General features: G+C 73.4%; 19 protein-coding genes. 9 read left to right on the top strand and 10 right to left on the bottom strand.

Translation table 11 applies throughout. The features are described 5' to 3' along the window. The first annotated feature begins 52 nt into the window (after positions 1–52). Positions 53–1,882: an alpha-galactosidase gene (locus ACQP03_RS24035; protein WP_357397096.1), complete on the top strand. Its 1,830-nt coding sequence runs from the start codon at positions 53–55 to the stop codon at positions 1,880–1,882. Positions 1,883–2,024: 142 nt separating this feature from the next. On the opposite strand, the gene ACQP03_RS24030 is transcribed toward ACQP03_RS24035, so the two are convergent. Together ACQP03_RS24030 and ACQP03_RS24025 are read right to left on the bottom strand one after the other, a co-directional pair. Further along, entirely contained in the window at positions 2,025–2,855 is an 831-nt protein-coding gene (locus tag ACQP03_RS24030) for an MBL fold metallo-hydrolase (RefSeq protein WP_357128083.1), read from the bottom strand. Continuing rightward, entirely contained in the window at positions 2,852–3,256 is a 405-nt protein-coding gene (locus tag ACQP03_RS24025) for a thioesterase family protein (protein WP_355052715.1), read from the bottom strand. Before ACQP03_RS24025 ends, ACQP03_RS24030 begins: the two co-directional genes overlap by 4 nt. Positions 3,257–3,372: 116 nt before the next feature. On the opposite strand from ACQP03_RS24025, the gene ACQP03_RS24020 reads away from it, so the two are divergent. After that, entirely contained in the window at positions 3,373–4,449 is a 1,077-nt protein-coding gene (locus ACQP03_RS24020) for a phosphatase PAP2 family protein (protein WP_357397101.1), read from the top strand. 98 nt (positions 4,450–4,547) lie between these two features. Here the strand turns inward: ACQP03_RS24020 and ACQP03_RS24015 are convergent, their stop codons facing one another. The 3 genes from ACQP03_RS24015 to ACQP03_RS24005 all read right to left on the bottom strand — a co-directional run bounded on the left by ACQP03_RS24015 (position 4,548) and on the right by ACQP03_RS24005 (position 7,272). Beyond that, positions 4,548–6,014: a PH domain-containing protein gene (locus ACQP03_RS24015; RefSeq protein ID WP_433461210.1), complete on the bottom strand. Its 1,467-nt coding sequence runs from the start codon at positions 6,012–6,014 to the stop codon at positions 4,548–4,550. Between the two features lie 124 nt (positions 6,015–6,138). After that, positions 6,139–6,678, bottom strand: a complete 540-nt coding sequence (locus ACQP03_RS24010; protein ID WP_357171225.1) for a PH domain-containing protein — start codon at positions 6,676–6,678, stop codon at positions 6,139–6,141. Between the two features lie 363 nt (positions 6,679–7,041). Beyond that, complete coding sequence (locus ACQP03_RS24005; protein ID WP_357128092.1) at positions 7,042–7,272, bottom strand: hypothetical protein; 231 nt, start codon at positions 7,270–7,272, stop codon at positions 7,042–7,044. Between the two features lie 241 nt (positions 7,273–7,513). Here ACQP03_RS24005 and ACQP03_RS24000 point away from each other — a divergent pair, with 241 nt between their 5' ends. From ACQP03_RS24000 to ACQP03_RS23990, 3 genes are read left to right on the top strand one after another with little or no spacing between them, the layout of a single operon-like run. Next, complete coding sequence (locus tag ACQP03_RS24000; protein ID WP_355052719.1) at positions 7,514–8,620, top strand: AAA family ATPase; 1,107 nt, start codon at positions 7,514–7,516, stop codon at positions 8,618–8,620. Beyond that, positions 8,599–9,600 carry a DUF58 domain-containing protein gene (locus tag ACQP03_RS23995; protein WP_357128577.1) on the top strand — a complete coding sequence of 334 codons (1,002 nt, stop codon included), beginning with the start codon at positions 8,599–8,601 and terminating at the stop codon, positions 9,598–9,600. The genes ACQP03_RS24000 and ACQP03_RS23995 overlap by 22 nt, the downstream gene beginning before the upstream one ends. Beyond that, entirely contained in the window at positions 9,597–10,547 is a 951-nt protein-coding gene (locus ACQP03_RS23990; protein ID WP_433458584.1) for a VWA domain-containing protein, read from the top strand. The genes ACQP03_RS23995 and ACQP03_RS23990 overlap by 4 nt, the downstream gene beginning before the upstream one ends. 371 nt (positions 10,548–10,918) lie before the next feature. On the opposite strand, the gene ACQP03_RS23985 is transcribed toward ACQP03_RS23990, so the two are convergent. From ACQP03_RS23985 to ACQP03_RS23970, 4 genes are all read right to left on the bottom strand, one after another. After that, positions 10,919–12,172 carry an acyltransferase family protein gene (locus tag ACQP03_RS23985; protein ID WP_433458582.1) on the bottom strand — a complete coding sequence of 418 codons (1,254 nt, stop codon included), beginning with the start codon at positions 12,170–12,172 and terminating at the stop codon, positions 10,919–10,921. Continuing rightward, positions 12,169–13,065, bottom strand: a complete 897-nt coding sequence (locus tag ACQP03_RS23980; RefSeq protein WP_357397110.1) for an alpha/beta hydrolase — start codon at positions 13,063–13,065, stop codon at positions 12,169–12,171. Before ACQP03_RS23980 ends, ACQP03_RS23985 begins: the two co-directional genes overlap by 4 nt. A 101-nt stretch (positions 13,066–13,166) precedes the next feature. Beyond that, positions 13,167–13,829, bottom strand: coding sequence for a response regulator (locus ACQP03_RS23975; protein WP_433458580.1), 663 nt, complete (start codon positions 13,827–13,829; stop codon positions 13,167–13,169). Next, positions 13,826–15,076 carry a sensor histidine kinase gene (locus tag ACQP03_RS23970; RefSeq protein WP_357170900.1) on the bottom strand — a complete coding sequence of 417 codons (1,251 nt, stop codon included), beginning with the start codon at positions 15,074–15,076 and terminating at the stop codon, positions 13,826–13,828. Before ACQP03_RS23970 ends, ACQP03_RS23975 begins: the two co-directional genes overlap by 4 nt. Before the next feature lie 155 nt (positions 15,077–15,231). Between ACQP03_RS23970 and fabG the strand changes: the two genes are divergently transcribed. From fabG to ACQP03_RS23950, 4 genes are all read left to right on the top strand, one after another. Next, the gene (gene fabG, locus ACQP03_RS23965; RefSeq protein WP_355052725.1) at positions 15,232–15,936 is read left to right on the top strand and encodes a 3-oxoacyl-ACP reductase FabG; all 705 of its coding nucleotides are present in this window, start codon (positions 15,232–15,234) and stop codon (positions 15,934–15,936) included. Between the two features lie 28 nt (positions 15,937–15,964). Next, entirely contained in the window at positions 15,965–16,732 is a 768-nt protein-coding gene (gene fabI / locus ACQP03_RS23960; RefSeq protein ID WP_357170902.1) for an enoyl-ACP reductase FabI, read from the top strand. 126 nt (positions 16,733–16,858) lie between these two features. After that, positions 16,859–17,911, top strand: a complete 1,053-nt coding sequence (locus tag ACQP03_RS23955; RefSeq protein ID WP_357170904.1) for a ferrochelatase — start codon at positions 16,859–16,861, stop codon at positions 17,909–17,911. After that, positions 17,904–18,683 carry an HAD-IIA family hydrolase gene (locus ACQP03_RS23950; protein WP_355052728.1) on the top strand — a complete coding sequence of 260 codons (780 nt, stop codon included), beginning with the start codon at positions 17,904–17,906 and terminating at the stop codon, positions 18,681–18,683. Before ACQP03_RS23955 ends, ACQP03_RS23950 begins: the two co-directional genes overlap by 8 nt. 144 nt (positions 18,684–18,827) lie before the next feature. Here ACQP03_RS23950 and ACQP03_RS23945 read toward each other — a convergent pair whose 3' ends face one another. Further along, the gene (locus ACQP03_RS23945) at positions 18,828–19,622 is read right to left on the bottom strand and encodes a hypothetical protein (RefSeq protein ID WP_355052729.1); all 795 of its coding nucleotides are present in this window, start codon (positions 19,620–19,622) and stop codon (positions 18,828–18,830) included. Positions 19,623–19,630 lie beyond the last annotated feature (8 nt).

Below are 19,630 nucleotides of genomic sequence, written 5' to 3'. Positions count from 1 at the left end.
AACGTTAACATCGGCGTCTGCCTATTTCCTGCGTGTTATCCGGGAGACTCCGATGAGACTCGTCCTGGTACCACCGTCATTCCGCCGCCTCGCCGCCGTGCTGGTCGTCGCCCTGGTTGCCGTCGGCGGCGTCGCCGTCAGCGCTCCGGAGCCGGCGCGCGCCTGGGACAACGCGGTGGCCAGCACCCCGCCGATGGGCTGGAACAGCTACGACTCGTTCAACTGGAGCGTCACCGAGGCCGACGTACGGGCGAACGCCGACTACATGGCCACCAACCTGCGGCAGTCCGGCTGGCAGTACATCGTCATCGACTGGGGGTGGTACTACCCCGGACGGCACAACAACAGCCCCAACCAGGACTCCAACCTGCAACCCCGGCTCCGGATGGATGCCAACGGGCGGCTGCTGCCCGACACCACCCGGTTCCCCTCCGCCGCCGGTGACAACGGGTTCAAACCCCTGGCCGACTACATCCACGCCCAGGGCCTGAAGGTCGGGGTCCACCTGATGCGGGGCATCCCCCGCCAGGCGGTGGCCGACAACGTCCCGATCTCGGGCACCAGCTGCCGCGCCAACCAGATCAACAACAGCAGCACCGCGGCCTGGCTCAACCTCATGTGGGGCCTGAACATGTCCAACCCCTGCGCGCAGAGCTACCTGGACTCGGTGTTCCAACTGCTCGCGTCCTGGGGGATCGACTTCGTGAAGGTGGACGACATCGCCGCGCCCACCTACCGGCAGGCGGAGATCGAGGGCTACAAGCTGGCGATCCAGCGCAGTGGCCGTCCGATGGTGCTGAGCCTGTCGCCCGGTGCGACCCCGCTGGCCAGCGGAAGCCACGTCCAGGCCAACGCGCACATGTGGCGGATCGTCAACGACCTCTGGGACAACTGGTCGTCCGTCGACGCCCTCTTCGACCAACTCCGCAACTGGACCCCGTACCGCGCCACCGGCGCCTGGCCCGACCCGGACATGATCCCCATCGGCCGGCTCTCCAAGTACGGGCCCGTCGGCTCACCGCGCTACTCCAACCTCACCTCGGACGAGCAGCGCACCCTGATGACCCTCTGGGCGATCAACCGCGCGCCGCTGATGTGGGGCGGCAACCTGGTTGAGAACCGCGCCTCGGAGCTGGCGTTGATGACCAACGCCGCCGTGCTGGCCGTCGACCAGAACAGCGCGAACAACCGTCAGCTCACCGGTGGCACCCGGCAGGCGTGGACCGCCGACGTGCCGGGCAGCACCGACCGCTACCTTGCCCTGTTCAACCGCGAGAGCGGCGCGGCGAACGTCTCGGTCAACCTGGCCGACCTCGGAATCGGCTCGGCCACCGTGACCGACCTGTGGTCCGGCGCTGCCCTCGGCACGGTGACCGGGACCCTCACCCGTTCGCTCCCGGCCCACGGCGCCGGGCTGTACCGGCTGACCCCGGGAAGCACCGTGCCCGTCCCGACCGCCTACACCCTCGCCGCCCAGCACAGCGGGAAGCTGCTGGACGTTTCCAACAACGCCACGACCGACGGCGCCGACATCGTGCAGTGGAGCGCGAACGGGCAGGCCAACCAGCGGTGGCGGTTCCAGGACGCCGGTGGCGGCTACCAGACGGTGGTCAGCGTGCACAGCGGCAAGTGCCTGGACGTGTACGGCGGCGCGTCCGCGACCGCCGACGGCGTCCGGGTCACGCAGTGGACCTGCAACGGCGGCACCAACCAGCAGTGGCGCGTCCAGGACTCCGGGACCACCGGCGCAGTACAGCTGATAGCGAGACACAGCAACAAGTGCCTGACCATCCTCAACGCCGCCACCACCGATGGCGCCCGCGCGGTCCAGTCCACCTGCACCACCGCCACCAACCAACAGTGGCGCCGCACAGCGGTCTAGCTCCCCCTCGTCCGATTGTCGTTCGGTGATCAAGAGGTTTGCGTCAGGATCCGGCGTGAATGTGACGCAAACCTCTTGATCGACGGGGTGGGCCGGGGGTGGGCCGGGCGCGGGGCCGGGGCCGGGGCCGGGGTGGGCCGGGTCAGGCTTCGCCGTTCAGCTCGCGGTAGCCGCGGCGGGCGGCGATCAGGGCCGCGCGTGCCCCGAAGGGCGCCTCGGCGGCCACCCGCTCCGGCGGCGCGCCGCCGGTGTGCGCGGCCCGGATCAGCCAGGCCAGCCGCACCAGCTCGGCGTGCTGGGCCCGGACGAAGTCGACGTCCACCACGTCGCCGTGGCCCGGGACCACCACCGTGCCCGGGGTCGTCAGCCGCAGCAGGTCCGCGACCGCGTCCGGCCACTGCAGGGGGTACGAGTCCTCGAAGGCGGGCGGACCACTCTGCTCCACCAGATCGCCGGCGACGAGCACGTCCGCGTCGGGCACGTGCGCCACGAGATCCGCGTCGGTGTGCCCGCGCCCCGGGTGCCGCAGCACCACCCGCCGGCCGCCCAGGTCGAGCGTCGTCTCCGTGTGCACCGCGTGCGTCGGGGCCAGCAGCGGGGTGTCCGCCAGGTCGGCGGCCAGCTCAGGGTGCTCCGCGCGCACCTCCTCGTACGCCTCCCGGCGCAGCCCCTCCGGGTCGTCGCGCAGAGCGGCGGCGGCCCGCTCGTGCGCGTACACCGGTCGGGGTGGGTCGCCGGCCAGGACGGCGTTGCCGAAGCAGTGGTCGTAGTGGTGGTGCGTGTTGACCAGGGTCAGCGGACGGTCGGTGACCGCGCGGACGGCGGCGGCCAGCTCGGTCGCCTGCCCCGCCGCGGAGAGCGTGTCCACCAGCAGCGCCCCGTCGTCGCCGACGACGAGCGTGACGTTGACCCGCAGCAGGGGCTCGACAATCACGTACACCCGGTCGGCGACCTCGACGAACCCGCCGCTCACGACGCCCGCCCGGCCCGGTCGACGAAGCGTTGCCGGTCCACCAGGAGCCGGTCCACCCGGCCCCGGGCCACCGTCTGGTCGCCGTCGGAGACGCTGACCTCGAACGACAACCGTCGACCGTCGACCGTCGTCAGCAGCGCCTGCGCCCGTACCGTGCGGCCCACCACCGTCGGCGCGAGGTGCTCCAGCTCGACCCGGGTGCCCACCGTCGTGGAGCCGGGCGGCATCGCCGTCGCCGTGGCCGCGACGGTGGCCGCCTCCGCGAGCGCGAGCGCCCGGGGCGTGCCCAGCACCGGTACGTCCCCCGAACCGACCGCCTGGGCGGTGTCCGCGTCGGTGACGGTCAGCTCGACCTGGGCGGTCAGACCCGGCGCGAGGGCCGGCTCGGGCTGCTCCTGCATGGTCGTCAGCCTAGGTGTTCCCCGCGCCCGCCGAGCACGCGCCCGGCGATCCCGGCGCCGCCGCGCAGGGTGGTACCCGTCGGTCGATGCCGTAGCCGTCGTTAACCTTGACCGCGATGGCCGTCGTGACTGACCCCCAGCCCCCCGCCCGGACCGACCCACCCGCGTCCCCGGACGCGGGTCGTCGGCGCATAGTCGCCATGACGATCTGGGCGGTCGCCTTCGTCGGCGCGTGGCTCGGCATCGGGCTGCCCACCGACCCGGCGTACGCCTTCGTGTGGATCTGGCTCGGGACCATCGCCTGGAACAGCGACCGCCCGTGGCGCAGCCACCTGCGCTTTGCCCGGGACTGGGTACCGGTGGTGCTGCTACTGGCCGCGTACAACCTCTCGCGCGGGTTCGCCGACAACGGCGCCACCCCGCACGCCATGGAGCTGATCGTCGCCGACCGGTTCATGTTCGGCTGGGCCACCGGCGGGGAGGTGCCCACCGTCTGGCTGCAGGAGCACCTCTACCGCCCACAGGTGCACTGGTGGGACATCGCGGCGAGCTGGGTGTACTTCTCGCACTTCGTGGTGGCGCTGGCCGCCGCCGCCGTGCTCTGGATGCGCGACCGGCACCGCTGGGCCGCCTACATGCGGCGGTGGGGATTCCTGTGCGCCGCCGGCCTGGTCACGTACTTCATCTACCCGGCCGCGCCGCCCTGGTGGGCCGCGCAGAACGGCCTGCTCACCGAGGTGGCGCGGATCTCCACCCGGGGCTGGAAGGCGTTCGGCATGCACGGCGCCGGCAACGTGCTCAACGCCGGCCAGATCGCCTCGAACCCGGTCGCCGCCATGCCGTCGCTGCACACCGCGTGGGCGCTGTTCGTGGTGCTGTTCTTCCTGCACACCACCCGCCGCCGGTGGTGGCCGCTGCTGCTCGCGTACCCCCTGGCGATGACCTTCACCCTGGTCTACTCCGGCGAGCACTACGTGATCGACGTGCTGGTGGGCTGGACGTACGTCGGGCTGACCTACCTGGTCGTCGGCCTGGCCGAGCGGGCGTGGAGGTCCTACCGCGCCCGCCACCCGAAGGCCGGAACGCAACCGCCCCCCAACCAGCCCGACCCCCCGACCAGCCAGCCCGAACCCCCGACCCCCGGCGAACCAGACAGCACCACCACCCACCGCTCGGTCCCCGCCGACCACTGACCGCCCTGTCCTTGTTGATCAAGAGGTTCGCGTCACCGAATGCCCGATTCTTGACGCCAACCTCTTGATCAACAGGAGTCAGGGGGTGGGAGTGAGGGTTAGGGGGTTGGGGGGTGGGCTTGGTGGTGGGCTCTGCGGGTTAGTTCGGCTGCCAGGGACCAGGCTTCGGCGAGGTCGCGGTCCTGGGCCGCCGCGCCCGAGCCGCCGGCCGTGTCCGCGTACACGGTCGCGAGCCGCAGCCGGCGCTGCACCGGTCCCTGCACGACGCGCACACTCTGGATCCGGGCGTACGGCACGATCGCCAACTGCCGGGTGAGCAGCCCGGACCGGGTGGCGAAGACCCGATCGAACAGGCCCGCGCCGAGCGCGCCACGTCCGAGCGGGTGCAGCCAGCGCGTCCGGGGCGGTGGCGGGCTCAGCGTCAGCGTGTCCAGGCGTACGCCGGGCAGCACCTCGCCAACGATCATCGTGGCGGTCGGCAGGTCACCCACCGGCAGCAGCCGGTCCGGTCGGTTGCGGTCGTCGGCCTCCGCGATCGAGTAGCCGGCCACCTCCAACCGCAGTCGCAGCCAGTCGTTGACCCGCCACAGCAGCGGCCAGGTGGCCCGTACGGTCTGGACCCGGTCCAGCGGCACGGTCTGCGCCCGGGTCTCCAGTAGGCCGTTGTGCACCCGCAGGGTGCCACCGTCGCGGGCCAGCCGGAAGTTCCAGTCATCGAGGACCCGACGGATCGGTTGCAGGAGCACACCGGCCATCGCGGTCAACGTGCTCGCCACCGCGATGAACGACCACGACCCGGCGGTGACGAACTGCACCACGACGAAGGCAACGCCGAACGGGAGCAGGAACGCCTGCGGGGTGAGCAACTGGCTGACCAGGAGGTCCCGGTTGCGTACCGCGTGCAGTGGCCGAGCCCGCACGGCCGTCGGCGTCTCGACCCGCGTGGCGGGCGCGGTGTCGCCGGGCGGCGCCACGCGCCCGGCGAGCGCCAGCAGCCGCTCCCGCAGGCGGGTCGCGTCGGCCACCCCGAGGTACGCCAGCGGCGCTTCGGTCTTGCCTCCTCCGACGACCTCCAGGCGCAGCTCGGCCAGGCCGGTGAGCTGGGCGAGCAGGGGCCGCACCACCTCCACGGCCTGCAACCGCTCCAACGGGATGGCCCGGGTACGCCTCCAGAGCAGCCCCTCGTGCACCCGCAACTCGCGGCCCACCACGTGGTAGCCGGTGTTGTACCAACTGATCACCGACAGCACGGTCGCGCCGAGCGCCAGCACCACGACCATGGCGGCGAACCAACCGAAGCCGACCCGCGACAGTGTCGACCAGGACAGGCCGGCGATGACCACGACCAGTGACTTGGCACCGTGCAGCAGCGGGCTGAGCGGGTGCAGCCGCTGTCGAGGCTCCCCGCCACCACCGCTTGCCGGGGCGGGCCAGGGCTGGATCGCCCCGGGCGGCCCGGCCGAGTACGGCGGCGTAGCGGGATACGGCGTCCCGCCGCCATCCGGGGACCCCGCAGGGTGCGGCGGCACACCGGCGTGCGGCGGCACACCAACGTGCGGCGGCATGCCAACGTGCGGCGGGCCGGCAGGGGGCGCGTCGCGGTCGGGCGGTGGCGGCACGGTGCCGGGCTCGACGGGGCTCTCGCTCATCGGGCCAGCGCCCGGTGGCGTCGGCGGTCGGCGTGGCTGGTCACAGCCCCTCCGCCCGGTCCTCACCGAGCGCGGTGAGCCGGTCGCGCAGTCGGGATGCCTCCGCCGGACGCAGGCCGGGCACCCGCGCGTCACTGGCGGCCGCCGCCGTGTGCAACTGCACGGTGGCCAGGTCGAAGGCGCGTTCCAGCGGGCCGGCGCTCACGTCGACGAACTGCATGCGGGAGTACGGGACGATGGACAACCGGCGGACCAGCAGTCCGTGCCGCACGAGCAGGTCCTCGTCGCGCTCGGCGTAGCCCCAGGCGCGTACCGCCCGGACGATGGCCGTGGCCCGCCACCCGCCGAGCACCAGCACGATGGCGAGGGCGAGTCCGAACAGCCAGTGACCGCTCAGTGCCCAGCCGACCGCCGTCACGGCCAGGCCGATGGCCACCACGATCGCGAGTCGGATCAACTCCACCCAGATCAGGTCGGTCGAGATCCGCTGCCACCGTACGGTGTCGGGCCACGGCTCCAACGGTCCACGGTCCGACGTCGCGGAGGCGTGCCCCACCGCCGGAAGGCCGGGAGCCGGCACGGAGCCGGGAGCCGCCGAAAGGCCGGGAGCCGGCGCGGGGCCGGGAGGTGGCAGGGGGCCAGGGGCCGGCAGGTCGGGCGGGGGTGAGAGGGCGGCGTGACCGGCCGACGGCGGTACGGCGTTCGGCGGCAGCGGGGCCGGCGACGAGGCGTCCGGCGGGGACGGGTCCGGGCCGAGCGTGCCGGGCGCCGGGAACGCGCCGGGCGGCGGCGCGATGTCGGGCGGTGCCGCCGCCGGGGAGGTCGGTGGGGACGGAACGGTGGGGCCAGGGGAGGCCGGTGGGTCGGCGCGGTCCTCCGGGCTCATCGACCAGATCCGTTCCACGCGCCCCGCGCCGCCGCGCTGCTGTGCCTCATCGCTCGCTCACACGTCGAGGGTAGGCGATCCGGACACCGGAGTGACGGTACGGAGAAAGCCACGGGCGTCCAGGAACGCTCCGAGAGTGTCCCGGTGCTCGGCGCAGGCCAGCCAGGTCTTGCGCCGGTCGGCGGTGTGCAGGCGGGGATTGTTCCACTCCAGCGCCCAGACGGCGGGGGCGCGGCAGCCTCGTGCCGAACAGACCAGGGCCTCGTCGGCGGGGGTGGGGACGTTCATCCGGGCCAGTCTAGGGCGGCCGGGGGCGAAAGTTTGAGCGCCGGGCGGCCACGGGGGGAGCCGCCCGGCGACGGGATGAATCGTACACGCGGCGGCCCGGTACCTGTCCACCCGTGACGCGCGATTCGATGCTCGGGACCGCGTGGCGAAAATCGGCTTCTCCCCGCCTCGACACTCAGGAAGGCATGCGAGTCTTGATACCGCACCAGCCGCGACGACCGACCAACGCTGTGGAGGACCGGTGGCCCAGCCGACCACGCCCGACGCCCCGACGCCCAACGGGGCGGCACCCCAGGCGCCCGCCCCGGTGACCACGCCCGCACAGGACGCCACCCTGTTGGAGAAGGCGTTGTTCGAGATCAAACGGGTGATCGTCGGCCAGGACCGGATGGTCGAGCGGATGTTCGTCGCGCTGCTGGCGCGCGGCCACTGCCTACTCGAGGGTGTGCCCGGCGTGGCCAAGACCCTTGCCGTGGAGACCCTCGCGAAGGTCGTCGGCGGGTCCTTCGCCCGGGTGCAGTTCACCCCCGACCTGGTGCCGGCCGACATCATGGGCACCCGGATCTACCGGCAGTCGAGCGAGAAGTTCGACGTGGAGTTGGGCCCGGTCTTCGTCAACTTCCTGCTCGCCGACGAGATCAACCGTGCTCCGGCCAAGGTGCAGTCGGCGCTGCTGGAGGTGATGAGCGAGCGGCAGGTGTCCATCGGCGGGGAGAGCCACCGGGTGCCCGATCCGTTCCTGGTGATGGCCACCCAGAACCCGATCGAGCAGGAGGGCGTCTACCCGCTGCCGGAGGCCCAGCGGGACCGCTTCCTCATGAAGATCGTCGTGGGTTATCCGACCGACGCCGAGGAGCGGGAGATCGTCTACCGAATGGGCGTGGCCGCGCCGGAACCGACGGCGGTCTTCGACACCCCCGAGTTGATCGCGCTGCAACGCAAGGCCGACCAGGTCTTCGTGCACAACGCGCTCGTCGACTACGCGGTTCGTCTGGTGCTGGCCACCCGTACGCCCGCCGAGCACGGCATGCCGGACGTCGCTCAACTGATCCAGTACGGGGCCAGCCCGCGCGCCTCGCTCGGTCTGGTCCGGGCCACCCGCGCGCTGGCGCTGCTGCGGGGACGCGACTACGCCCTGCCGCAGGACGTGCAGGACATCGCCCCGGACATCCTGCGTCACCGGCTGGTGCTCAGCTACGACGCGCTCGCCGACGACGTGCCGGCCGACCACATCGTGCAGCGGGTGATGTCGACGATTCCGCTTCCGTCGGTCGCGCCCCGGCAGCAGGCCACCCCGCCGTCGAGCGCCCCACCACCCGGCGCGGGCTGGCCCGGGCAGCGGCCGTGACCTCACCCACCCCTCGTCCCGCCCCTCTGGGTGACCGCAGCGAGGCCGTGCTCTCCCGACTGCAGTTGCTGGTCACCCGCAAGCTCGACGGTCTGCTCCAGGGCGACTACGCCGGTCTGCTCCCCGGGCCGGGCAGTGAGGCGGGGGAGTCGCGGGAGTACCGCCCCGGTGACGACGTACGCCGGATGGACTGGCCGGTGACCGCGCGGACCACGACCGCGCACGTGCGGCGCACGGTCGCGGACCGGGAGTTGGAGACGTGGCTGGCGCTGGACCTGTCGGCGAGCCTGGACTTCGGCACCGGGCAGTGGCTCAAGCGGGAGGTGGTGGTGGCCGCTGCCGCCGCCATCACCCACCTGACCGTGCGCGGCGGCAACCGGATCGGCGCGGTGATCGGCACCGGCGGTGGCGCGTCCACGCCCGCGCGGCGCTGGCGGGCTGGCCCGCCTCCGGCCGGTCCGGGCGTGCTGACCCGGCTGCCGGCCCGCTCCGGCCGCAAGGAGGCGCAGGGTCTGCTGCGCGCCGTCGCCGGCACGGCGATCCAGCCCGGCCGGGGTGACCTGGGCGCGCTTGTCGACATGCTCAACCGCCCGCCCCGGCGGCGCGGGGTGGCCGTGGTGGTCTCGGACTTCCTGGCGCCGGTCGAACAGTGGGCCCGGCCGATGCGCAAGCTGCGCGTCCGGCACGACGTGCTGGCGATCGAGGTGGTCGACCCACGTGAGCTGGAGCTGCCCGATGTGGGCGTGCTTCCGGTGGTCGACCCGGAGAGCGGTGAGCTGCACGAGGTGCAGACCGCCGACCCCCGGCTGCGGCAGCGCTACGCCGAGGCCGCCGCCGCCCAACGGGCCACGATCGCCGCCGCGCTGCGCGGTGCCGGCGCGGCCCACCTGCGTCTGCGTACGGACCGAGACTGGCTGCTGGACATGGTGCGTTTCGTGGCCGCGCAGCGGCACGCGCGTACCCGGGGGACGACACGATGATCCGTTTTCTGCAACCGTGTTGGTTGCTGGCCGTGCTGCCGGTGCTCGCGCTCGCCGCGTTCTACGTCTGGCGGCAACTGCACCGCCGGGCGTACGCGATGCGGTTCACCAACGTGGACCTGCTGCGTACCGTCGCGCCCAAGGGCCTGGGTTGGCGGCGGCACGTGCCGGCGACCGCGTTCCTGCTCTGTCTGCTGGTGCTCGCCACGGCCCTGGCCCGCCCCGCGATCGACACGAAGGAGCCGTTGGAGCGGGCGACCGTGATGCTCGCCATCGACGTGTCGCTGTCGATGCAGGCCGACGACGTGGCGCCGAACCGGTTGGAGGCCGCGCAGGAGGCGGCCAAGCAGTTCGTGGGCGAGTTGCCGGCGAGCTACAACCTGGGCCTCGTCTCGTTCGCCAAGGCGGCGAACGTGCTGGTGCCGCCGGGCAAGGACCGGGACGCGGTGACCGCCGCGATCGACGGGCTGGTGCTGGCCGAGGCGACCGCGACGGGTGAGGCGGTGTTCACCTGCCTGGAGGCGATCCGGTCGGTGCCGGCCGACGGCGCGGCGGGTATCCCGCCGGCGCGCATCGTGCTGTTGTCGGACGGGTTCCGCACCTCGGGTCGGTCGGTGGAGGAGGCGGCGGCCGCCGCGCAGGCGGCCAACGTGCCGGTCTCCACCATCGCGTTCGGCACCGACACGGGTCAGGTTGACATCGGCGGGCAGCTCCAACGGGTGCCGGTGGATCGGCTGGCCCTCGCCGAGTTGGCCGAGACGACCGAGGGTTACTTCTACGAGGCGGCCTCGGTGAGCGAGCTGAAGCAGGTCTACCAGGACATGGGCAGTTCGATTGGTTTCCGGACCGAGCCGCGTGAGGTGACCCAGTGGTACGCCGGGTTGGCGCTGCTGCTGGCGCTCTGCGCCGGCGCGCTCAGCCTGCTCTGGTCGTCACGGATGATCTGACCGCCAGCCGGGACGCCCGACGGCCCGTGCGAGGCCGGGGCGGCCGACGGTCGGGACAGCGAGGCGAGCGGCCGACGAACGGCCGGTGGTGGTCAGTGACCGCCGCCGGCCAGGACGAAGACGACGGCCACCCAGACGGCGGCGAGGGTGAAGCCCAGCGGGGCGACGTAGCGGCTCATGGACGGCTCCGAGTGGCGGCTGGACGGTCCGCGAGCGGGGGCGGACCGCAGGGGGTGGGGACGCGCACACGAAGTCGTGACCGGGCGGCTCCCGGCGACCGTCCGGTGACCGGACGGGGCGGCACGCACCGCGGCGGTGGCTGCGGTGGTGCGGGAGCGGAGCGGGGTCAGCTCGCCAGACTGAGTCGTGGCTCAGCGGGGCTGACCATCGGCCCGGCCACGACTAGGAGGATCGCTATCTCGCACAGCGATCACCTCCTGCAGGTCGGCCCGGTCCGAACGTCGATGATCGTACACCTGAGCCGCCCTCGGCACGCACTCGGCCGACCGGTCCGCGAGCGCTCCACCGCGCGGCCGGCCCGGCCCGGCCGGACGCGGCGTCGAGCCGCTCCCGCGTCCGCCGCGTACCACCGTGACCAGCACCGTGGCGAGCAGCGGCAACCAGCAGAACCGGGCCAGCACCCAGCCCGGGCCGTCCGGCGTCGTGTGCAGTCCGGGCAGGGCCAGGCCACCCCGGGCGGTGAGCGCGGTCACCGCGACCAGCACCGGCTGGTGCCACAGGTAGATCCGCACGGCGTCGCTGTTCACCGCGGTCACCACCCGGCCCGCGAGCGGCCGGTCCAGCAGCCGTTCCCACCCGGTCCGGGCCAGCAGACCCAGCCCGACCTGGGTGACCGCCAGCGCCACGGCCAGCAGCGACGGCGGGTTCAGGTTGGACACGCCGGCCCCGGGCACGCCGACCGCGCTGATCGGGTAGCCCACCGCCACCAGCACGGCCAGCGCCACGGCCCCGCCACCGGCGAGCAGTCCCGCCGCCCGCCGGCCGGCCAGCCGTCCGTCGGCGTACGCGACGCCGAGCAGGTACGGCACCGACCAGGCCGCCAGCACGCCGACCGGTGGCACGGCAACGCCGTCGGGCAGCAGGCGGACCGCGAGGTCGCTCGCCGCCACCACGGCCACCGCCGGCAGCGCGCAGCGCGTCAAACCCCATCGGCGTACGGCGGCGCGCAGCGGGCCACTCAAGGCGACCAGGAGCAGCAGCGGCGCCAGGAACCAGAGCGGACTGGCCGCGAGATGGAGCCCGACGGCGAGCGTGTCGTCCGACGCGCCCGCCACGGTGGCGGCCAGCAGCACGGCGGCCCCGGTGCCCAGCAGCGCCACCGTGGGCAGCAGCAACCGACGTGAACGGCGGGCCAGCCAGCCGGCCGAGGTGCCCCGGTGACGGGCCAACGACCGGGCCGAACCGAAGCCGGCGGCGAAGAAGAACAGGCCGAGCGTCTGCAACACCCAGGTGACCGGTGCCAGGGCCGGCAGCGCGGTCAGCGGACTGGCCTGACGCAGCCCGCCGTCACCGGTCAGCACCAGCCCGGTGACCAGCCAGTGCCCGAGCACCACCCCACCGATCGCGTACGCCCGCAACGCGTCGACGGTGCGGTCGCGGCTCATCGGGCGTCCTCGACCGGACCGGCGCCCCGCACGACCGCCGCGACCGCGATCAGGGTGGCGGTGCCCGTGTCAAGGTAGTCGTCGTGCCCGGACACCCCGTCCACCGGCAGCGGACGGGCCCCGAACGCCGGATCGCCGGGGCGACGCCCGTACCCGAGGCCGGCGAGCCGCACGGGCGGCACCCGGCGAATCCAGTCGGACGGCGCCTCGGCCGCCCAGAACCGCAGTCCGGCGCGCAGATCGCCGGCGCGCGGCACACCTGCGCCGACGCCACCGAGGCTGACCACGTCGGTGACCTGCGCCGGGGCGTGCGCCGCCGCCAGCGCCGCCACCAGGGCCCCGTAGCTGTGCCCGATCAGCGTGATCGTCGCGGCCGGACGGCGCGCGACCAGCTCCCGCAGCAGCCGGGCCAGTCCGGTCGCCCCACGCCGCGCGTCGGCGTCGCTGGCGGCGCCCACCAACCCGTCCGGCGGGTCGTAGCCGAGCCAGGCCAGCACGGCCACCCGCGCCGTGGGGTCGCTCGACCGGATCTGCCGGTAGAGCTGCGCCGCCTGCACCGACGGCGCCCGCCGCGGCACCCCGCCCAGTCCACGGTCGAAGTCGGCGAGCGTGCTGCCCACCCCCGGCACGAGCACCGCGATCCGGTCCGCGCCCGCCAGGTCGCCGAGGACCTCCACCGCCCGCCCGTCGCCGCGCGGGTCGAAGACCAGGAAACGGCGTCCGTGCGCCGCCCAGTCCGCATACGGGGGGCCGGCCGCGCGCATCGCCGCCGCCGTGCCGGGGTACGCCTCGACGAACCCCACCTCCATGACCGGCTCCGGTGGGCCGGGCAGGACCAGGCTCCCCCCGAGCAACGCGCTCAGAGCGACACGTGTGACACCTCGTCGTCGCATCACGTTCTCCCTCCCGAATGACGTCCGGAAGGGGAGAGTGCGGGGGCGAACGGGTCGCGGTCGTTGTACCGGGGAGCTGTCTCCCGGGTGGCCCCGAGGCGCTACTCGCCGGCGGCGACCAGACCCGTCTCGTACGCCAGCACCACGGCCTGGGCGCGGTCGCGCAGGCCGAGTTTGGCCAGGATGCGCCCGACGTGGGTCTTCACGGTCTGCTCCGCCACCACCAGGTCAGCGGCGATCTCCGCGTTGTTGCGGCCCCGGGCGATCAACCGCAGCACCTCGGTCTCGCGCGGGGTCAGCCCGGCCAGGTCGGTGGGGCGGGGCCGGCGACGGTCCGGGCGGGCCGCGAACTCGGCGATCAGTCGACGGGTCACCGCCGGGGCGAGCAGCGCGTCCCCGGCGGCCACCACCCGCACCGCCTGCACCAGGTCGGCCGCGGGCGCGTCCTTGAGCAGGAAGCCGCTCGCGCCGGCCCGCAGCGCCTCGTACACGTAGTCGTCCAGGTCGAACGTCGTGAGGATGAGCACCCGGGGGCGCTGCGCCGAGCGGTCGCCCAACAGTTGACGGGTGGCGGCCAGCCCGTCCAGGACCGGCATCCGAACGTCCATCAGCACCACGTCCGGGTCGAGCCGACGCGCGGCGGCGACCCCCTGCGCGCCGTCGGCGGCGTCGCCCACCACCAGCAGGTCGGGCTGGGCGGCGAGTAGCGCGCCGAAGCCCTGCCGGACCATCGCCTGGTCGTCGACGATCAGCATCTTGATCATGTGTCCAGGCTCCCCACCTCGTACGGCAGTTCGGCCGCCACCGCGTACCCGCCGTCGGGTAGCGGCCCGGCGGTGAACGTACCGCCGAGCGAGGTGGCGCGCTCCCGCATGCCGGTCAACCCGTGCCCCGCCCCGCCGTCGGCGGTCGGTGGGGCACCGCGCGGAAAGGCGGTCGGCGGGGCGTCGGGCGGGGAGTTGTCGACGCGTACTCCCAGAGCGGACGGACCGGAGCGGACGGTGACGCGCACCGCGGCGCCGGGCGCGTGCCGGGCCGCGTTCGCCAGGCCCTCCTGGACGATGCGGTACGCGGCCAGCCCGACCGGCGCGGGCACCGGACCCGGCGGCTCGGCGTCCAGGGTCACGGCCAGCCCGGCGCGACGGGCCGCGTCCACCATCGCGCCCAGGTCGGCCAGGTCGGGCTGCGGAGTGGTCTGCGGCCCGCTGGCCTCGCTGCGCAGCACCCCCAACAGCCGCCGCATGTCGGTCAGCGCGTCGCGGGCCGAGCCGGCGATGGCGACGAACTCGGCGGCGGCCGGGGCGGGCACGTCGTCGAGGCGGTACGGCGCGGTCTCGGCCTGCACGGCGATCAGCGACATGTGGTGTGCGACCACGTCGTGCAGCTCACGGGCGATCCGGGTGCGCTCCTCCAGCACCGCGCGGCGCTCCTGCTCGCGCTCGCTCAGTTCGGTCTGCGCGGCCAGGGCGCGCCGCGACAGCCGGTTGTGACGGAACAGGTCGCCGACGATCGCCAGCGCACCGAGCAGCAGCAGGACAGGCACCCGGTTGTCGGGGTGGACCAGAGTGAACACCGGCACCGTGCTGATCGTCACCACCCAGGCCAGCACCGGCCGGTCGACCCGCGCGACGACCACCGCCAGCACCGCGACCGACCCGAGCGCCAGCGGCGGGGTCCACGGCCAGGACCGGTCGGCCGGCGCGTTGAACGTGCAGATCAGCAGGGCCAACACCGTCAGCCGCCACGCCAGCAGCGGACGCCGGGGCAGCGCCAGCAGCGGCGCCACGGTCATCGCCGCGAACAGCAGCGCGACCGGCAGCGGCAGGCCCCACTCGCTCTCCACGGTCAGCGTGATCAGGAAGAGGCCGAGCGCGGCGAGCAGCCCCACCGGAGTGGCGTAGCGGGCGAGCCGGGGCCAACGGGCCAGCAACGACCGTTCGGGCGGGGCGTCCGGGCCCCACAGGGTCTGCCCCAGCGCTCCCAGAGCCACGACGAGAGGTTGCCGGTTCACCACCCGGAGGCTACGGGCCGAGGGTGCCACCGGGCGTGCCCCCGCAGGTTGATCCCCAGGTCGTACCTGGGTGGGACACCACACCCGTTAGCGCTTACTTGCGGGTAACGCCTAGGCTCCGACGCGTCCATGCTGAGCAGTCGCAAGGAGGAACCGTGGCCCGTACCGTGCTGGTGACCGGCGGCAACCGGGGAATCGGCCTGGCCATCGCGCAGGCCTTCGCCAAGCAGGGCGACCGGGTGGCGGTCACCCACCGCAGTGGCGAGGCCCCCGAGGGGCTGTTCGGCGTACGCGCCGACGTCACCGACGCGGCCTCGATCGATGCCGCGTTCACCGCTGTCGAGGCCGAGCTGGGCCCGGTCGAGGTGGTGGTCGCCAACGCCGGCATGACCGACGACACGCTGCTGCTGCGGATGTCCGAGGAGCAGTTCACCAACGTGGTGGACACCAACCTCACCGGCGCGTTCCGGGTCGCCAAGCGCGCCTCGGGCAAGATGCTGCGGGCCAAGTGGGGCCGCATGATCTTCATCTCCTCGGTGGTGGGCCTCTCCGGCGGCGCCGGACAGGTCAACTACGCCGCCAGCAAGGCCGGCCTGGTCGGCGTCGCCCGCTCGGTCACCCGCGAGCTGGGTAGCCGCAACATCACCGCGAACGTGGTGGCGCCCGGCTTCATCGACACCGACATGACCGCCGGCCTGTCCGACGACCGCAAGGCGGAGATCCGCAAGTCCATCCCGGCCGGCCGGATGGCCAGCCCGGACGAGGTGGCCGCCGTGGTCACCTGGCTGGCATCGGACGGCGCCGGGTACGTCTCCGGGGCCGTGATCCCGGTCGACGGCGGCCTCGGCATGGGCCACTGACCTTCTCTGACTACGGAGGAAACCCTGCATGTCCGGACTGCTCGCCGGTAAGCGGCTGCTCGTCACCGGTGTCATCACCGACGCCTCGATCGCCTTCTCGGTGGCGAAACTCGCCCAGGAGAACGGCGCTCAAGTCGTGCTCACCGGCTTCGGCCGGCTCTCCCTGGTCGAGCGGATCGCCAAGCGGCTGCCCGAGCCCGCGCCGGTGATCGAGGTCGACGTGACCAACGCCGAGCACCTGGCCAGCCTCGCCGACCGGGTCCGCGAGCACGTCGACGGGCTCGACGGTGTGGTGCACTCGATCGGCTTCGCCCCGCAGAGCTGCCTCGGCGGTGGCTTCCTCGACGCGCCGTGGGAGGACGTGGCGACCGCCCTGCACGTGTCGACCTACTCGTACAAGTCCCTCGCGATGGCGGCGCTGCCGCTGATGTCGGCCGGCGGCGCGGTGGTCGGTCTGACCTTCGACGCCACCAAGGCGTGGCCGGTCTACGACTGGATGGGCGTCGCCAAGGCCGGCCTGGAGTCCGCCTCCCGCTACCTGGCCCTGCACCTGGGCAAGCAGGGCATCCGCAGCAACCTGGTCGCCGCCGGGCCGCTGCGTACCATCGCCGCCAAGTCGATCCCCGGCTTCGACCAGTTCGAGGACGCCTGGGTCGACCGCGCCCCGCTCGGCTGGGACCTCAACGACCAGGAGCCCGCCGCGCGGGCCTGCCTGGCGCTGCTCTCCGACTGGTTCCCGGCCACCACGGGCGAGATCGTGCACGTCGACGGCGGCTACCACGCCATGGGTTCCTGACGTTGTAAGGAAGGGCACCCTGTTAACGCTTGCCGTAGAGCAGGGGGCCCTTCCTAACACGGCGCCCGCACCCGCCGGCAGGGGGCGTCGCCGGGCCGTCCTGAGCGAGGGACAAGAATGACCCCCATGGCGTACGACGCGGTGGTGCTGGTGTCCTTCGGCGGGCCCGAACGGCCCGAGGACGTGATGCCGTTCCTGCAGAACGTGACCCGTGGCCGGGGGGTGCCACCCGAGCGGCTGGCCGAGGTCGCTGAGCACTACCAGCACTTCGGCGGGGTGTCCCCGATCAACCAGCAGTGCCGTGACCTGCTCGCCGCCGTCCGCGCCGACTTCGCCGCGCACGGTGTCGACCTGCCCGTCTACTGGGGCAACCGCAACTGGGACCCGATGCTCGCCGACACCGTCAGCCAGATGCGCGACGACGGCGTGACCCGCGCGCTGGCCTTCGTCACCAGCGCGTACGGCGGCTACTCGTCCTGCCGGCAGTACCAGGAGGACATCGCCGCCGCCCGCGCCGCCGTCGGGCCCGACGCACCGGTGATCGAGAAGCTGCGGCAGTTCTGGGACCACCCCGGGTTCGTCGAGCCCCACGTCGACGCGGTCCGGGCCGCCCTCGCCCAGCTCGACCCCGCGAAGCGGGTCACCACCCGACTGGTGTTCACCGCCCACTCCATCCCCACCTCGATGGCGGCCAACGCCGGCCCGCACGGCGGCCGCTACGAGGCGCAGCTACGCGAGACCGCCCGCCTGGTGGCCGCGGCCGCCGCCCCCGACCTGGCGTACGACCTGGTGTGGCAGAGCCGGTCCGGCCCACCGCACGTGCCGTGGCTGGAACCCGACATCAACGACCACCTCAACGCGCTTGCCGAGGGCGGTGTCACCGGCGTGGTGGTCAGCCCGATCGGGTTCGTCTCGGACCATCTGGAAGTCGTGTGGGACCTGGACACCGAGGCCCTGGAGACCGCCAAGCAGCTCGGCCTCGACTTCGTCCGGGCCGGCACCCCGGGCACCGACCCGCGCTTCGCGACCATGGTCCGGGAGTTGGTCACCGAGCGCACCGATCCGGACGGCGCGCAGCTGCGCCGCCACCTCGGGGACCTGCCCAGGTGGGACACCTGTCCCACCGTCTGCTGTGTACCGACCCGCCGACCGACGCCTGCTGGGGGCACCGATGCATGACCGCAAGCCCGTGCAGAGCTGGCTCACCGACATGGACGGCGTGCTGGTGCACGAGGGCCAGCCGGTGCCCGGAGCGCCGGAGTTCGTCAACCGGCTGCGCGCCTCCGGCAAGCCGTTCCTGGTGCTGACCAACAACTCGATCTACACGCCGCGGGACCTGACGGCCCGGTTGAGCCGGATGGGGCTGGACGTGCCGGAGGAGTCGATCTGGTCCTCAGCGCTGGCCACCGGCCAGTTCCTCGCCGACCAGCGGCCGGGCGGCACCGCGTACGTCATCGGCGAGGCCGGGTTGACCACCGCGCTGCACGCCGTCGGGTACGTGCTCACCGACTTCGCCCCGGACTACGTGGTGCTCGGTGAGACCCGCACCTACAGCTTCGAGGCGATCACCAAGGCGATCCGGCTGATCAACGACGGGGCCCGGTTCATCTGCACCAACCCGGACGTGACCGGCCCGTCCGTCGAGGGGGCGTTGCCGGCCGCCGGCTCGGTCGCCGCCATGATCTCCAAGGCGACGGGGGTGGAGCCGTACTTCGTCGGCAAGCCCAACCCGATGATGATGCGATCGGCGCTGAACACGATCAACGCGCACTCGGAGACCACCGCGATGATCGGCGACCGGATGGACACCGACGTCCTCTGCGGCCTGGAGGCCGGGCTGGAGACCATCCTGGTGCTCACCGGCATCAGCAGCCGTACCGAGGCCGAGCGCTACCCGTACCGCCCGTCCCGCATCGTCAACTCGGTCGCGGACCTGATCGACGAGGTGTGACCCCGCCCGCGCGCCCCGCTCTCGTCGATCTTGCACTTACCGTCGCCGATATGGGGCGTGACGCCCTTTAGGTCGCAGCAGAAAGTGCAAGATCGACGTAGTGAGTCGGCGCGGCGCGGCGCTGGGGCGTGGCGCGCGGGGGCGTTACGGGCGTAGGGGGGCGTTGCAGGCGGCCACCAGGGCTTGGCGGCAGGCTGCGGTGAGCGGGCGGAGCGCGGCGTCGCGCTGCTGGGCCTCGTAGTTGTTGATCGCGCCGCCCGGGGCGGCGTGCCCGGCCAACGCCAGCACCCGGTCGAGCACCGCAGCCCGGGCGAACAGCCGACGGGCCCGCGGGTCGAATCCCGGTGGCAGGTCGGTGGTGCCGTCCGGGCGGCGCAGCGCGGCCAGCGCGCCGGCCAGCTCGGGCCGCCACTGGGCCACGTCGAGCCGGGTCAGCACGGCGGTCGTCTCGGCCAGCGCGGCGGCCAACTCGGCCTCGGCCTCGGCGGCCCCGGGCAGCGACAGCGAGGCGGCCGGCGCGTCGGCCGGCAGCGGGTAGACCCGCCACAACACCGTCTCGAAACAGTCCCCGGAGCCGGAGGTGTGGCTGCGCACCTGCGGGATCAGGCCCAGCCCACCGGCCACCACCGCCTCGCCCGCCACCAGCGCCGCTCCGGCGAAGTCGCCGGGGCCGGGCAGACCCCTCGGGTCGCCCGGCGCGGGCAGCACCAGCCGGATCTCGTCGGGCGACAGCTTGGCCAGGGTGGGCAGCGCGGCACCCAGCGGCACGTCGGTCCAGGTGCCCGGGGCGTCCGCGACGAGATGCTCCTCGTCACCGGCGATCGCGTCGGCGACCTCGTCGTACGGCACCAACCCGGCGCGCCACGCGCGCACCCAGGCAACGAACCGGCTCGACCGGCGCGGCGCAAGCGTGGCCGCGCCCGTTGCGGGGGTGGACATGCCGAAAG

The organism is Micromonospora sp. CA-248212 (genome assembly GCF_050948405.1).
Lineage (GTDB): Bacteria > Actinomycetota > Actinomycetes > Mycobacteriales > Micromonosporaceae > Micromonospora.
This window is presented reverse-complemented; position numbering and strand designations above follow the sequence as displayed.

Excerpts from the sequence above, each read along its gene's own strand:
- ACQP03_RS24035 (WP_357397096.1), top strand. The coding sequence starts at position 53 with ATGAGACTCGTCCTGGTACCACCGTCATTCCGCCGCCTCGCCGCCGTG.
- ACQP03_RS24025 (WP_355052715.1), bottom strand. The coding sequence starts at position 3,256 with ATGCAGGAGCAGCCCGAGCCGGCCCTCGCGCCGGGTCTGACCGCCCAG.
- ACQP03_RS24020 (WP_357397101.1), top strand. The coding sequence starts at position 3,373 with ATGGCCGTCGTGACTGACCCCCAGCCCCCCGCCCGGACCGACCCACCC.
- ACQP03_RS24015 (WP_433461210.1), bottom strand. The coding sequence starts at position 6,014 with ATGCCGCCGCACGTTGGTGTGCCGCCGCACGCCGGTGTGCCGCCGCAC.
- ACQP03_RS24005 (WP_357128092.1), bottom strand. The coding sequence starts at position 7,272 with ATGAACGTCCCCACCCCCGCCGACGAGGCCCTGGTCTGTTCGGCACGA.
- ACQP03_RS23990 (WP_433458584.1), top strand. The coding sequence starts at position 9,597 with ATGATCCGTTTTCTGCAACCGTGTTGGTTGCTGGCCGTGCTGCCGGTG.
- ACQP03_RS23985 (WP_433458582.1), bottom strand. The coding sequence starts at position 12,172 with ATGAGCCGCGACCGCACCGTCGACGCGTTGCGGGCGTACGCGATCGGT.
- ACQP03_RS23980 (WP_357397110.1), bottom strand. The coding sequence starts at position 13,065 with ATGCGACGACGAGGTGTCACACGTGTCGCTCTGAGCGCGTTGCTCGGG.
- ACQP03_RS23975 (WP_433458580.1), bottom strand. The coding sequence starts at position 13,829 with ATGATCAAGATGCTGATCGTCGACGACCAGGCGATGGTCCGGCAGGGC.
- fabI (WP_357170902.1), top strand. The coding sequence starts at position 15,965 with ATGTCCGGACTGCTCGCCGGTAAGCGGCTGCTCGTCACCGGTGTCATC.
- ACQP03_RS23955 (WP_357170904.1), top strand. The coding sequence starts at position 16,859 with ATGGCGTACGACGCGGTGGTGCTGGTGTCCTTCGGCGGGCCCGAACGG.
- ACQP03_RS23950 (WP_355052728.1), top strand. The coding sequence starts at position 17,904 with ATGCATGACCGCAAGCCCGTGCAGAGCTGGCTCACCGACATGGACGGC.
- ACQP03_RS23945 (WP_355052729.1), bottom strand. The coding sequence starts at position 19,622 with ATGTCCACCCCCGCAACGGGCGCGGCCACGCTTGCGCCGCGCCGGTCG.